The 12622-nt window shown below is 74.5% G+C and carries 13 protein-coding genes; 5 read left to right on the top strand and 8 right to left on the bottom strand.

The genetic code is table 11. The features are described 5' to 3' along the window. Positions 1-11 precede the first annotated feature (11 nt). The 3 genes from PUR71_RS11375 to PUR71_RS11365 all read left to right on the top strand — a co-directional run bounded on the left by PUR71_RS11375 (position 12) and on the right by PUR71_RS11365 (position 1323). Positions 12-368 carry an STAS domain-containing protein gene (locus PUR71_RS11375; RefSeq protein ID WP_329926674.1) on the top strand — a complete coding sequence of 119 codons (357 nt, stop codon included), beginning with the start codon at positions 12-14 and terminating at the stop codon, positions 366-368. 230 nt (positions 369-598) lie between these two features. Further along, entirely contained in the window at positions 599-853 is a 255-nt protein-coding gene (locus PUR71_RS11370; RefSeq protein ID WP_329926673.1) for a hypothetical protein, read from the top strand. A gap of 38 nt (positions 854-891) precedes the next feature. After that, positions 892-1323 (top strand): ATP-binding protein, encoded by a 432-nt coding sequence (locus tag PUR71_RS11365; RefSeq protein ID WP_329926671.1) that lies wholly within the window; start codon positions 892-894, stop codon positions 1321-1323. Between the two features lie 112 nt (positions 1324-1435). Here PUR71_RS11365 and PUR71_RS11360 read toward each other — a convergent pair whose 3' ends face one another. From PUR71_RS11360 to PUR71_RS11340, 5 genes are all read right to left on the bottom strand, one after another. Continuing rightward, the gene (locus PUR71_RS11360) at positions 1436-2359 is read right to left on the bottom strand and encodes an RNA polymerase sigma-70 factor (RefSeq protein WP_329926669.1); all 924 of its coding nucleotides are present in this window, start codon (positions 2357-2359) and stop codon (positions 1436-1438) included. A 36-nt stretch (positions 2360-2395) separates the two neighbouring features. Continuing rightward, the gene (locus PUR71_RS11355; RefSeq protein WP_329926667.1) at positions 2396-2869 is read right to left on the bottom strand and encodes a carboxymuconolactone decarboxylase family protein; all 474 of its coding nucleotides are present in this window, start codon (positions 2867-2869) and stop codon (positions 2396-2398) included. A gap of 109 nt (positions 2870-2978) precedes the next feature. Beyond that, positions 2979-3704 carry a class I SAM-dependent methyltransferase gene (locus PUR71_RS11350; RefSeq protein WP_329926665.1) on the bottom strand — a complete coding sequence of 242 codons (726 nt, stop codon included), beginning with the start codon at positions 3702-3704 and terminating at the stop codon, positions 2979-2981. A gap of 13 nt (positions 3705-3717) precedes the next feature. Then, complete coding sequence (locus tag PUR71_RS11345; protein ID WP_329926663.1) at positions 3718-5019, bottom strand: MFS transporter; 1302 nt, start codon at positions 5017-5019, stop codon at positions 3718-3720. Next, positions 5016-5594, bottom strand: a complete 579-nt coding sequence (locus PUR71_RS11340) for a helix-turn-helix domain-containing protein (protein ID WP_329926661.1) — start codon at positions 5592-5594, stop codon at positions 5016-5018. The genes PUR71_RS11345 and PUR71_RS11340 overlap by 4 nt, the downstream gene beginning before the upstream one ends. A gap of 178 nt (positions 5595-5772) precedes the next feature. Between PUR71_RS11340 and PUR71_RS11335 the strand changes: the two genes are divergently transcribed. After that, the gene (locus tag PUR71_RS11335; protein ID WP_329926659.1) at positions 5773-6804 is read left to right on the top strand and encodes a medium chain dehydrogenase/reductase family protein; all 1032 of its coding nucleotides are present in this window, start codon (positions 5773-5775) and stop codon (positions 6802-6804) included. A gap of 179 nt (positions 6805-6983) precedes the next feature. Here the strand turns inward: PUR71_RS11335 and PUR71_RS11330 are convergent, their stop codons facing one another. Beyond that, positions 6984-7298: a WhiB family transcriptional regulator gene (locus tag PUR71_RS11330; protein WP_329926657.1), complete on the bottom strand. Its 315-nt coding sequence runs from the start codon at positions 7296-7298 to the stop codon at positions 6984-6986. Between the two features lie 235 nt (positions 7299-7533). Here PUR71_RS11330 and PUR71_RS11325 point away from each other — a divergent pair, with 235 nt between their 5' ends. Further along, the gene (locus PUR71_RS11325) at positions 7534-8016 is read left to right on the top strand and encodes a hypothetical protein (protein ID WP_329926656.1); all 483 of its coding nucleotides are present in this window, start codon (positions 7534-7536) and stop codon (positions 8014-8016) included. A gap of 13 nt (positions 8017-8029) precedes the next feature. On the opposite strand, the gene PUR71_RS11320 is transcribed toward PUR71_RS11325, so the two are convergent. Next, complete coding sequence (locus PUR71_RS11320; protein WP_329926654.1) at positions 8030-10258, bottom strand: MMPL family transporter; 2229 nt, start codon at positions 10256-10258, stop codon at positions 8030-8032. Positions 10259-10435: 177 nt separating this feature from the next. Then, a complete protein-coding gene (locus PUR71_RS11315) occupies positions 10436-12421 on the bottom strand; it encodes a hypothetical protein (protein WP_329926652.1) in 1986 nt (661 codons plus the stop codon). Positions 12422-12622: the final 201 nt, after the last annotated feature.

Here is a 12622-nt window from a genome sequence, read left to right as displayed (position 1 = left end):
GAGTCGGGGCGATGGCGGACGATCCTGCGATGTCGGGCGGCCGGGCCCTGTTCACCACGGACGTGGCGCCGTGGGCCGAGGGCACCGTCCTCGCGCTCTACGGCGAGCTCGACCTCGACTCCGTCGCCGCTCTGCACGCGGCCCTCGAACCGGTGCTCGACCTCCCCGGCGCGATCGTCGTGATCGACTGTGCCGGGCTGGATTTCTGCGACTCCACCGGTCTGAACGCGCTCCTGCGCGCCCAGGCCCGGGCCACGGCGGCCGGTGGCCGGATCGAGCTGGCCCGCCCGCGGCCGCTGGTCCTGCGGATGCTGGAGCTCACCGGCGTCACCGACGCCTTCCGCATCCGGGACACCGTGCCCGGCTGAGCGCGGGCCCGAGCGCCGGTCGGCCCCTGTGGCGCTGCGCGTGCCCCCGGCCGGTTGGCACAGTGGGAGCAGGGCGGCGGCCCGGCGTCCTGCTGGGTGCTCGCCGTCGGCGACGTGGCCGGCCCGGCCGACACCGACGACGACACCTGCCTGATCGCCGTCCAGACCGGGTAGCCCGCGTGGAACCCGTCTGCCGGGGTAGGCGGAAAGCGGGACGGAAAGGAAGTCCCATGGTGCTGCCGGGACTCCCGCCGTGGGCGGGCCCGGCCGCAGCCGCGGCCCAGAGCGGCGGCCCGACGGCGCTCGGCACCTTGGGGCTGGTCCTGGCGGGCGTGGCGCTCGTGCTGCTCCTCGGCCTGGTCCTGGCCCTGGTGGTGCTCCTCCGGCGGGCGAGGCGCGAGCGGCGCGGGCCGCCCGACCGGGCCCGCGACGCCGGGAACCCGGACGGCCCCGGGAGTCCGGACGGCCCCGGGACGCGGGACTGACCCGGAACGGGAGAAACGGGAGAAGGAGGCGCGAACACATGGCCGTGGCCCGAAGCCACCCCGTGCGAACGACCCAGGCCCGGTCGAGGGTGCGGTTGCTGCCGCTGGCCGACCGGCCCGGCGCGATCGCCGAGGCCCGCACCCTCACCGCCGACTTCCTGGCCGACGTGCCCGACCCCATGGTGGTCGCCGACGCCGTCCTCCTGGTCTCCGAGCTGGTCGGCAACGCCCTGCGTCACGCCGGCAGCCCCGGGGACCTCCTGTTGGCGCGCGCCGACGGCCTGCTGCGGATGGAGATCACCGACTCCAGCCCGCGCCCGCCGAGGCCCCGCCCGCCGCAGGAGCGCGACGAGACGGGTGGCTTGGGCCTGTACCTGCTGGCCCGGCTCGCGGTCCGCTGGGGCTGGTACCCGTTGGGCCCGGGCAAGGCGGTCTGGTGCGAGCTGCGGCTGCCCGGGCGGACCCGGTGAGGGTACCGGCGGAGGTGCTTGCCCGCGGGACGCGGGAAGGAGGCCGGACCGTTGCCCAACGCGAGCGGGACGGCCCGCCCCCCCCGACCGGCCGCGGCGCCGCGCCTGAGTGTCAGGCCCGCTGCCGCCGGAGGGCCTTCAGCTCCCGCGTGACGGCCCAGGCGTCGGCCACCGGCCCGAGGTGGCCGAGCTTGTCGGGGTTGATCACCACGCGGACGGCCTGGACCCGTCCGTCGAGCACGTCCAGCGTCATGGCGTGGAGCACCCGGCCGTCCCGGTCGCGGACGACGGCGCCGGGCTGCCCGTTGAACTCCTGCGGCGCGCACGTCGCGTCGATCCGTCGCAGCAGCGGGAAGAACGCGGCCAGCACCCGGGCCACGTTGTCCGCCCCGGCGACGACGTTGGCCAGCTGCGGCGCCTTTCCGCCGCCGTCCCCGACCAACTGGACGTCGGCCGACAGGAGGCTGCACAGCGCGTCCACGTCGCCGTCCGTCAGCGCGTCGAAGAACCGCGTCGCGAGTTCCTGCCGCTCCCGGCGGTCCGCCGCGAACCGCGGGCGCCCGTCGGCCATGTGCCGCCGCGCCCGCACCACCAGCTGCCGACAGGCCGCCTCCGAGCGCCCCACCGCGGCCGCGACGTCGTCGAACCCGAAGGCGAACACCTCCCGCAGCACGAACACCGCCCGCTCCAGCGGACTGAGCCGCTCCAGGAGCAGCAATGCGGCCATCGACACGGAGTCGGCCAACTCGGCCGCCCGTGCCGGGTCCTGGTACGGATCGCTGAGCAGCGGTTCGGGGAACCACGGCCCGACGTACGCCTCGCGCCGCACCCGCGCGGACCGCAGGACGTCGATGGAGATGCGGGTGACGGCGGCCGACAGGTAGGCCTTGGCGGAGACGGGCTGCGCCTCGGCGGCGTCGAAGCGCAGCCACGTCTCCTGCACGGCGTCCTCGGCCTCGCTCACGCTGCCGAGGATCCGGTAGGCGATCGAGAAGAGCAGCGGACGCAGCTCCTCGAAGTCCTCGACCCTGGTCATGCCTCTCTCCTCTCGTCCGTCACCTGCTCCGTCCCGTCAGTGGAACTGCCCCGGCTCGTAGTTCCCGGCCGGCTGCCGCGTGATGACGTTGAGCCGGTTGACCAGGTTCATGAACGAGACGAGGAGCACCAGAGCGGCGATCTGGTCCTCGTCGTAGTGCTCCGCGGCCCGGGCCCACACGTCGTCGCCGACGCCGCCGGCCGCGTCCGCGACCCGGGTGCCCGCCTCGGCGAGGGCCAGGGCGGCGCGCTCGGCCTCCGTGTAGACGGTGGCCTCGCGCCACACCGCGACCAGGTTGAGCCGCACCGCGCTCTCGCCGGCCGCGGCAGCCTCCTTGGTGTGCATGTCGACGCAGACCGCGCAGCCGTTGATCTGGCTGATCCGCAGGGCGACGAGCTCCTGCGTGGCGCGCGGCAGGGGCGACTCCTGGATGCTCCTGCCCGCCGCCATGATGTGCTTGAAGCTCTTGCCGATGGTCGCGTTGGCGAAGTAGTCGAGTCGGGCGTCCATGGTGTGCTCCCCGGTGGTCGTGAGTGGTTACACCCTGAGACGGGACAGCCCGCCGCGTTGTGACACGGCCCGGTGTGACCCCCGTCTCAGCCTGTGGTCCGCCCCGCGATCACGGGCGCCGCGCGACGAAGACGAGCTCCCGGCCCGGCCGGTCGGGGGCGTCGCGGATCTCCCGCAGCTCGTAGCCGAGCCCGGCCAGGTCCCGTTCGACCTCGTGCCGCTCGTGGAAGCGCAACGTGGAGTCCGAGGTCAGCACCTGCCCGTCCGAGGCGAACGCGTACGTCCACCGGAACGTCACCAACGGCTCCTCCACGCCGAGCAGTTCCACCCACGTCTCGACGGCGCCGACGCCCGGGACCTCCGTCGTCCGGTGGGAGGACTCGCGGTTCCACTCCTCCCAGGCGCGCCGGGCCGGGTCGCGGGTCTCGAAGACCAGGTGCCCGCCGGGCCGCAGCGCCTCGTACGCCGCGCGCAGGGTCTGCCGCCACGCCTCCGGGTCGACGATGGCCTGGGCGACGTTCGCCGTCATCGTCACGAGGTCGACGGACAGCGGCGGCAGGGCCGTCGCGTCGCCGTGGATCCAGCGGACCCGCTCGGCGCCCGGCTTGGCGCGGGCCACGTCCAGGGACGCCCCGGCGGGCTCGACGCCGACGACCTCGATCCCGCGGTCGGCGAGCAGCAGGGGGAACACCCCGGTCCCGCAGCCGATGTCCAGGACGCTGCGGGCCCGGAACTCCTCCGCGATCCGGACGTAGGCGTCGAGATCGGTGCGGTCGGGGTCGAGCGGGTCGTAGATCGCGGCCAGTCGGGGATGGGCGAAGGATTCATCGGTCATGCCGCACGTCCTTTCAGGCCGGGACGGTGGCGACGGAGGGTCCGGCCGGCCGGGCCGGCCGCTCGGTCGGCAGGTCGCGCAGTCTCCGCACCGGGGAGAACCAGAGGATCAGCGCCGAGAGCGGCACGCCCGCGGTCAGCAGCCACATGGTGGGCCGCACGCCGAGCCAGGTGCCGAGCAGGCCGCCGAGCAGCGCGCCCACCGGGATCGTGCCGTAGTTGAGCATCGCGGCGCTCGCGGAGAGCCGGCCGAGGAGCTCCGGGGGGCAGTACCGCTGTTGGAAGGTCGACTTGATGATGTTCCCTGCGACGACGCCGGCCGAGGCGCCGAACCCGCCGAGGACGAACAGTGCCAGGCCGGCGCCGGGCGTGGTGAGCGGCACGAGGAGGGTGAGGGCGGGCAGCACGAGCTCGAAGAAGAGCATCGCCCGCGCGGTCCCCATCCGGGCGGCGGCCCTGCGGGCCACCGCGGCGCCCAGGATGCCGCCGGTCGACGCGGCCGCGACCAGCGCGCCGACCGCGCCCTCCGGCAGCCCCACGTCCCGGACCAGGAAGACGACCTGGATCGACTGGTAGCCCGTCAGTGTCAGGTTCGCGGCGGCGCCGAACAGCGTGAACGTGCGGAACCAGACGTCCCCCGACACCAGGCGCAGGCCCTCGCCGATCTCCTGGCGCAGTGCGCGCCTCTCCCGCGCCTCCTTGGCGGGTTCGCGGTGCCGGATCCGGCCGGTGCACACCAGCGAGAGCAGGAAGGTGACGCTGTTGGCGAGCACGCCGTTGACGGGGCCGGTGAACTGGGCGATCAGTCCGCCCGCGCCGAGGCCCGTGATGCTCGCGGCGAAGGCGCTGCCGTGGAGCTTGGCGTTGCCCTCGGCCTGGTCGGCGGGGGCGAGGAGCTTGGGCAGGTAGGCGGTGTACGCGGTCTGGAAGAACACCGTGGCGACGCCGGTGGCGAGGGCCACGGCGATGAGCTGGGCCATCGTCAGGATCCCGGCACGGGCGGCCAGCGGGACGGTCGCGAAGAGGACCAGTGAGACCGCGGAGGCGGCCAGCATGATCGGGCGGCTGCGCATCCGGTCGACCCACGCCCCGACGGGCAGGCCGATCAGCAGCCAGGGCAGCCAGCCGGCCGCGCTCAGGACGCCGACCTCGAGGGTGGAGGCGTGCAGGGTGGTGACCGCGATGAGCGGCATGGCCAGGCCGGTGACGGCGGAGCCGAACTTGTTGGCGGTCTCGCCGGTCCATAACAGGCGGAAGTCGCTGTGGCGGCGCAGCAGGCCGATGGTGGGGGGCTCGGTCGTGAGGGCGTCGCTCATGTGGGGTCGGACTCCTTGCGGGGCAGGGACTGGATCTGGACGATCACCGGACGGGCGGTGGGGTCGGGCTCGGCGTCCGGGTCGGGGGTGTGACGGTCGATCACGGCCATCAGCTCGTCGTTGAGGGCGCGCAGCTGGCCGGGCGTGAGGCGCAGGTTCGACCAGCCGGAGACGGTGCCGACGCCGCGCCACTCCTCCGGCAGCTCGGCGGCCATGGCGTCGGCGACGCGCCGGAACTGCTCGCGGAGCAACTCGCCGACGTAGACGTCGAGGGCGCCCTTGGTGGCGGGATCGCGCTCGAAGTCGGCGGTGTTGAGGACGTTGCAGCTGCGCACCGCCCGCCACCAGCGCTCGCGCCGGGTGCCGCGGTCCGCCTCCTCCTCGATGAAGCCGTGTTCGGCGAGGTGGCGCAGGTGCCAGCTGACGGTGCCGGTGTTCTCGCCGAGCCGCTCGGCGAGGCGGGCGGAGGTGGCGGGCCCGTTGCTGCGCAGCTCGTCGAGGAGGCGCATCCGCAGGGGGTGGGCGAGGCCGCGCAGGCTCGTGGCGTCGATCCGGCGGCGGGGCTGGTCGGTCATGGGGATCACTCTAGGGTGCAGAGAACTCTCTGCATAGGTCAATCTGCAGAGAATCCTCTGCAACTTCCCTCGTGGGCCGGCGAGTTAGAGGGTGTCACCGTTCTTCTTGACTCTCACTCGCGTGGGGAGTTATAACTTCTAACGAAGGAAACAAGCTCTAGGAAAGGGGGCGGTCACCATGGAGACCGACCGCATGGTCCAGGTCGTTCTGCCGGGCATCGTGGCGCCGGAGGGACTGGAGATCCGGGAGGGCCGGGTACCCCAGGCCGGTCGCGGCCAGGTCGTGGTGGCGGTGGAGGCGAGCGGCGTCTCGTTCGCCGAGCAGCAGATGCGCCGGGGCCGGTACTACGACCAGCCGCCCTTCCCGTTCGTCCCCGGCTACGACCTCGTCGGCCGCGTGCTCACCACCGGCGAGGACGTCGACCCGGGGCTGGCCGGCCGACGGGTGGCCGCGCTGGTGAAGACCGGCGGCTGGTCCAGCCACGTCGTGCTCGACGCGACCGACGCCGTCGAGGTCCCCGAGGGACTCGCCGCCGACGAGGCGGAGACCGTCGTCGTCAACGGCATCACCGCCTGGCAGATGCTCCACCGGCAGGCGCGGGTGCGGACCGGGCAGACGATCCTCGTCCACGGCGCGAGCGGCGGCGTCGGTTCCGTCCTCGTCCAACTCGCCCTGGCCGCCGGCGTCACGGTGATCGGCACGGCCTCCGCCCGGCACCACGACGCCCTGCGGGACCGCGGCGTCATCCCGGTCGACTACCGCTGCGGCGACGTCCCGGCCCGCGTCCGGGAGCTCGCGCCCGGCGGCGTCGACGCCGTCTTCGACCACGTCGGCGGCCGCAGCGTGATCGACTCCTGGCACCTCCTGGCCGCCGGCGGCACCCTCGTCGCCTACGGCAGCGCCTCCACCCGCGACGACACCGGCTCCAAGCAGTGGCCCGTCCTGAAGATCCTCGCCCGCACCTGGCTCTGGAACGCATTGCCCAACGGACGCCGCGCCCACTTCTACAACATCTGGGCCGGCCGTGCCCTGGCCAAGGGCCGCTTCCGGGACCGCCTGCGCACCGACCTCACCCAGGTGCTCACCGCCCTGCGCGACGGCGAGGTCTCCGCCCCGATCGCCGCCCGCCTCCCGCTCACCCGGGCCGCGGAGGCACTGCGGCTCGCGGAGTCCGGCACCGTCACCGGCAAGATCGTGCTGACTCCCTGAGCCCGCGACCCCGTTGACCCCTGACGGCGGACCAGGCGTCGTTCCTCGCCGTCACGTGCAACGATCAGGGCACGGCCCGCCTCGCCGCGATCCCGCCGATCGCCGTCGCACCGGTCGCCCGCTGAGCCGCACGACGGCCGGCCGACGAACCCGACCGGGCCGGGCCGCGCGCGGTACGGTCAGCTCGCGCGGGCCAGTTCGGCCCGCAGCCGCCCGCTCTGCTGCTCGTACTCGGTCCGCGCCTGCTCCAGCAGCCGGGCCCACGAGACCACCGTCGGCCGCCGACGCAGCAGGGCCCGCCGCTCACGGTCCGTCATGCCGCCCCAGACGCCGTGCTCGATCCGTTCGTCCAGTGCGTACGCCAGGCACTCGGTGCGCACCGGGCACCCGGAGCACACCGCCTTCGCCCGGTTCTGCGCCGCGCCGTCGACGAACAGCTCGTCGGGATCCGCCGTCCGGCAGATTCCGCGCTTGGCCCAGTCCGTGTCCTCCACGCCGATCCCCTCCCCAGGGCTCGCAATACCACTCGGTCCCGACAGTTGATCACGGGCCGGGTCGTCGACACTACGCACCGTCCCCGCCCCACGGAAGCCGTACCTCACCCGATCGGGTGAATCTATCGGACTGGTCAAATCCCGGACCAGGCAGCCCTCATGCGGTGGAGCGCGCCCGGGCCGCCCGACCGCGTCCGATCTCGTGCCGTGCGGGGCGGTGGCTCGTTGGTGGGGTGTGGCTGACGAGACGGGGTACGGGTGGGGGCGGACGCCGGTGGTGTGGGCGCTGGCGGTGCGGGAGGCGGCGGACGGTCCGCCGCTCGCGGAGGTCGTGGTGGAGGTCGGAGCCGGGCTCCACGCGGACCTGCTGGCCAACGCCGTCGAGAGCGGGTTCGTGCTGGCCGCGGGTGAGCCGCCGGCCACGAGCGGGGTCGTCGAGGTCGGCGGCGGGCGGCTGGAGCGGCTGGTGCTGGTGGGCGGGCGCGAGGTGTGGGAGCCGGACGAGGTGGTCGCGGCCTCGCCCACGTGGCTGGCGGTGGCCGCGGGCCGGGGTGCGGCCGTCGTGGTCCTGGTGCCGCCCGGCACGTGGCCGCCGGGGCTGATGGACCTGGATCCCGAGGACCGGGTGGACGTGTTCACCCAGCGCCTGGAAGAGGCTCGCACCGAGGGCCGGGTCCTGCACGGCCTGGCGTCGCTGAAGCGGGCGCCGGCGGGGTGAAGTCCCGTGCGGTCTAGGGCTTCTCGCCTTCGCCCTCGGCGTCGATGTGCGGCAGGATCCGGTCCAGGGAGCGCGGGGTCCACCAGGCCGCCGGGCCGAGCAGCGTCATGACGGCCGGGACGAGCAGCAACCGGACGATCGTGGCGTCCACGAGGACGCTGACGGCCAGTCCGAGGCCCATCATCTTGATCACGATGTTGTCGCTGACGATGAACGCCGCGAACACGCTCACCATGATCAGCGCGGCGCAGGTGATCACCCGGCCGGTGATCTCCAGCGCGTGGGCGACGGCGTCCTGGCTGCGGCCGGTGCGCAGCCAGGCCTCGTGGACGCGCGAGAGCAGGAAGATCTCGTAGTCCATGCTGAGCCCGAAGACGATCGCGAACATCATCATCGGCACGTAGCTCTCGATCGGGACCTTGCCGGACACGCCGAGCGCGGGGCCGCCCCAGCCCCATTGGAAGACGGCGACCACGACGCCGTAGGAGGCCGCGATCGAGAGCAGGTTGAGCACGGCGGCCTTGACGGCGACCAGCGGGCCGCGGAAGACGGCGAGGATGATCAGGAACGCGAGGCCGACGACCACGGCGATGATCAGGAACAGCCGGCTCGACACGATGTCCAGGAAGTCGACCTGGGCCGCGGTGTTGCCGGTGACGTAGGTCTTCGCGCCGGTGCCGGCCACCGCGTCCGGCAGGGCGGTGTCGGAGAGGTGGTTGACCAGGTCGGTGGTGGCCCGGTCCTGGGGAGCGGTCGCCGGGATGACGGTGGCGAACAGCACGGCGCCGTCCGGGCTGGTCTGCAGCGGCGTGGTGCTGGCGGCGCCGGGCAGGTTGGTGAGGGCCTGCTGCACGGCGCTCTGGACGGTCGACCGGTTGCCGGCGGGCACGGCGCTCTGGTCGACGACGGCCGTGAGCGGGCCGTTCGAGCCCGGGCCGAAGGCCTGGGACATGAGGTCGTAGGCGCGCCGGTCGGTGAAGTCGGTGGAGTCGGCGCCGTCGTCGATGTGCCCGAGCTGGATGGAGAACAGCGGGATCGACAGCACCGCGAGCGTGACCACCCCCGCGATCAGGTATCGCCAGGGGCGCGCCTCGACCCGCCGCGCGTAGCGGTGCCAGGCTCCGTCCGCGTCGTCGCCGCCCGCCTCGGCGACCGGGCGGCGGACGGTGAAGCGGTCCATCCGCCGGCCGATCACCCCCATCAGGGCGGGCAGCAGGGTGAGCGCGCCGAGCACCGCCGACACGACGGTGACGGCCGCGGCGGCCCCGAGCTTGGCGATGAACGAGATGCCCGACACCGACAGCCCGGACAGCGCGATGATCACGGTGCAGCCGGAGACCAGCACCGCCCGGCCGCTGGTCGCCACCGCCTGCCCGGCGGAGGCGACCGGGTCCACCCCGTCCATCAGGTTCTGCCGGTGGCGGGTGAGCAGGAACAGCGCGTAGTCGATGCCGACGCCGATCCCGATCATCGTGGCCAGAGTCGGCGCGACGGTCGCGAACGTGGACAGCGCCGCGATCAGCCCCAGCACCCCGAGGCCGACCACCGCCGCGAACAGGGCCGTCAGCAGCGGCAGCCCGGCCGCGACGGCGCTGCCGAACCCCACCAGCAGCACGACGATCGCGACCGCGAAGCCGATCACCTCGCTCGCGCGGTCGTCCGGCGCCGGCCGCGCCAGCTCGCCCAGGGGACCGCCGTACTCCACCTGGACGCCGGCCTGCCGCAGCGGCTGGACGGCCGCGTCCACGCCGGACAGGTAGTCGGTGCCGAGCAGGGCGGGGGTGGTGTCGAAGCGGACGGTGATGTACCCCGTCAGCCCGTCGGCGGACAGCGGCCCCCCGGGCGGGGCGGGCTGCCCGGGCGGCGGCAGCGGGCTCTGCACCGAGAGCACGTGCGGCAGTTGCTGGAGCGAGCCGACGGCCTGGGCGACCTGAGGCTGGAAGCCGGACAGCTGGGCCGGGTCGTGCAGCACCACCTGGGAGGCGGTGCCGGCGGCGGCCGGCTCGTGGGCGGCGAGGAGGTCCCGGCCCTGCTGTGCCTGCGTACCGGGGAGCGAGAAGTCGTCCGAGTAGGTGCCGCCGACGGTCTTGTTGGCCGCCTGGACGCCGGCCAGGGCGACGATCCACAGCACGATGACGATCACCGAGTGGCGCGCGCACCACTCGCCGAGGCGGCGCAGCGCCGCGCGCTTGGCCGGTGGCGCGGCGGTGGTCGACGGGGCGCGGCGTGCGGAGGACGACATGGGCGGCTCCCGGGTCTTCTGCGCCGCGGCGCGGCCGAACCGGCGCAGTGTTCCCGGGCGGGCCGGGCCGCGCACCGGTACCGGCGGGTAGTCGCCCCGACGGCACCGGCGGCTCCGGCACCCGGCCCACCCGGGTGGCGAACCCGCGCCGCGCGGGTTCCGCTCGCCCGCCCCGGGTCAGGGCTGCGCGGGTCCGCCGAGCTGCGGGGCCGGGACGGGCGCCGCGGCGCCGATCAGGACGACCACCTCGTGGCCGCCGGGGTTGGTCTGGATCGGGACGGTCCGCCAGTTGTTGGCCAGCCAGACGTTGCCGGAGGGGTCGATCTGGACGCCCGTGTTGCGCTCCAGCCCGTCGCTCGTGTAGCCGGTGCCGGCCGGGGAGATGGGCTGGCCGGTGCGGTACCCGGGCGGGCAGGCGGCGAGGTTGACGCCGCACAGCCGGGCGACCCGGTGGCCGCCGAAGTTGGCGACCCACACGGTGTCGTCGCCGTCGACGGCGACGCCCCAGGGCAGGAACAGGCCTCCGTTGGTGAACGGTTCGGGTGCCGGGGTGCCGTCGGACCCGATGAGCGTCACCGAGGTGCCCGGGCGCGGGCCCGCCTCGGCCGCCACCGCGTTCGCGAGGTCGTCCACGGAGCTGTTCCCGCAGGGCACGGGCAGGATGCCGCTGTTGCTCACCCACGCGTTGCCCCGGCTGTCCGTGGCGACGCCCAGCGGTTTGTTCAGGCCGCCGCCGGACACCGTCGGCCCGGGGGTGCCGTCGGGGCCGACGACCTGGACGGTGTCGCTGCCGTTCCCGCTGACCCAGAGCCGCCCGGCCGGGTCCACGGAGGTGCCGAAGGGCTTGTGGACGCCGGGCGTGGCGACCTCCCGGGCGCGGGCGGCGTCGCCGTCCGGGATCCGGGCCACGCTGTCGCTGCCGCAGTTGGCGACCCAGACCGTGCCGGCGCGGTCGGCGGACATGCCCTGGGGCTGGACGATCCCGGCGCCGCGCCAGCCCTGCGGCGGGGAGAGCGGGGTGCCGTCGGGGGCGAACTGGGAGACGCTGCGTTCGAGCCCGGTCGGGTCGACCGGGCAATCGCGGCCCTGGAAGCCGAAGCTGCCGACCCAGGCGCTGCCCTTGGCGTCCACGGTGATGCCGAATCCCGCGCCGTACAGACCGCCGCCCCGATAGGGGGCGCCGGGGGCGTCCTGGCCGGTGGGGGTGAACTTGAGGACGGTCCGGCCTCCGCAGGCCGGGACGAGCGGGTCGGCATCGAAGCCGTAGTTGTTGCTGATCCAGGCGTTGCCGTCGGCGTCGAAGGCGAGGTTGCCGGGGCCGTCGACCTCGTGGCCGTTGCCGTCGTAGCGCAGGGCCACCGTCCAGGCGTCGGGGGCGGCGGGGAGCGCGGGCCCGTAGCGCGGGGTGGTCGCGGCGAGGTCGAACAGGGCGGCGGCGTTGTTGCCGGGGTCGTGGGCGATGTCGACGGCGGCCTGGAGGGTGTCGCGCGGCCGCTCGCGGCCGGGGCGGTGGGCCAGGTCGAGCAACTGGTCGCAGGCGCTGCCGGGACCCGCGGTGACGCATGAGGCGAGCAGGTTGGCGAGGGTGTTGACCTCCGCCATCGTCGAGGTCTGGTCCCCGTTCGGCGGCGCGGCGAGCGGCGCGGCGATCTCGCCGGTGCCGGTGTCGGCCAGGTTGTGCGCGATGGCGGCGGCGTTCTGCAGCCCGGGGTAGGTGCCGGTGACGCCGCCCGGGCCGGTGAAGCGCGCGAGGGCGTAGGCCGCGGCGACGGTGGTCCGCTCGTTGACGACGAGCTCGGACGGCGCGGCGGCTCCGCTGAGGACCGCGGCGAGCGTGACCGGGGAGCGTGCGGCGCCGCGCCGCTCCCGCCCGAAGTCGGCCAGCACGTACAGCACGGCGCGCAGGTCCTCGGGGCGGCGGTAGTCGAGCGTGAACCGCCCGTCCTCCCTGCTCCGTGCCCTGCCCAGGACCCGCGGGCGGCCGCCCCCGCCGTCCCCGGCCTGGTACAGCGTCACCTCCGCCCCGCCCAGCGGCCCGTCCCCGCCGCGCACCACCCCGCACTGCTCGGCGGGCTCCCACCCCGCCGCGACGGCCTGGGACGGCCCGGCGGCGAGCTGGGCGAGGAGGGCGGCGGCGATCAGGACACCGCGACGTCTGCGCATGGGGGCTCCGTTCGGTGGAAGGGAATGCGAGGGAGCGGCACACGCCACCCGTCGCCCTCCTACCTGCCACATCCCGCTCCGCCCGCCCGTGACCGCTCCCCGGACACGGCGGAAATTGCCCGGTACGGGCGAGGCGCGGACGCCGGAGCTCGGAACGGTAGGTCGTGGTCCCCCGCAGGTGACCGACTGTCGGTGCGGACC

Origin of the sequence: Streptomyces sp. SP17BM10, from assembly GCF_036322405.1 — a bacterium.
Lineage (GTDB): Bacteria > Actinomycetota > Actinomycetes > Streptomycetales > Streptomycetaceae > Kitasatospora.
The sequence above is the reverse complement of the archived record's forward strand: the minus strand, read 5'-3'. Positions and strand labels throughout refer to the sequence as shown.

Excerpts from the sequence above, each read along its gene's own strand:
- PUR71_RS11375 (WP_329926674.1), top strand. The coding sequence starts at position 12 with ATGGCGGACGATCCTGCGATGTCGGGCGGCCGGGCCCTGTTCACCACG.
- PUR71_RS11370 (WP_329926673.1), top strand. The coding sequence starts at position 599 with ATGGTGCTGCCGGGACTCCCGCCGTGGGCGGGCCCGGCCGCAGCCGCG.
- PUR71_RS11365 (WP_329926671.1), top strand. The coding sequence starts at position 892 with ATGGCCGTGGCCCGAAGCCACCCCGTGCGAACGACCCAGGCCCGGTCG.
- PUR71_RS11360 (WP_329926669.1), bottom strand. The coding sequence starts at position 2,359 with ATGACCAGGGTCGAGGACTTCGAGGAGCTGCGTCCGCTGCTCTTCTCG.
- PUR71_RS11355 (WP_329926667.1), bottom strand. The coding sequence starts at position 2,869 with ATGGACGCCCGACTCGACTACTTCGCCAACGCGACCATCGGCAAGAGC.
- PUR71_RS11350 (WP_329926665.1), bottom strand. The coding sequence starts at position 3,704 with ATGACCGATGAATCCTTCGCCCATCCCCGACTGGCCGCGATCTACGAC.
- PUR71_RS11345 (WP_329926663.1), bottom strand. The coding sequence starts at position 5,019 with ATGAGCGACGCCCTCACGACCGAGCCCCCCACCATCGGCCTGCTGCGC.
- PUR71_RS11340 (WP_329926661.1), bottom strand. The coding sequence starts at position 5,594 with ATGACCGACCAGCCCCGCCGCCGGATCGACGCCACGAGCCTGCGCGGC.
- PUR71_RS11335 (WP_329926659.1), top strand. The coding sequence starts at position 5,773 with ATGGAGACCGACCGCATGGTCCAGGTCGTTCTGCCGGGCATCGTGGCG.
- PUR71_RS11320 (WP_329926654.1), bottom strand. The coding sequence starts at position 10,258 with ATGTCGTCCTCCGCACGCCGCGCCCCGTCGACCACCGCCGCGCCACCG.
- PUR71_RS11315 (WP_329926652.1), bottom strand. The coding sequence starts at position 12,421 with ATGCGCAGACGTCGCGGTGTCCTGATCGCCGCCGCCCTCCTCGCCCAG.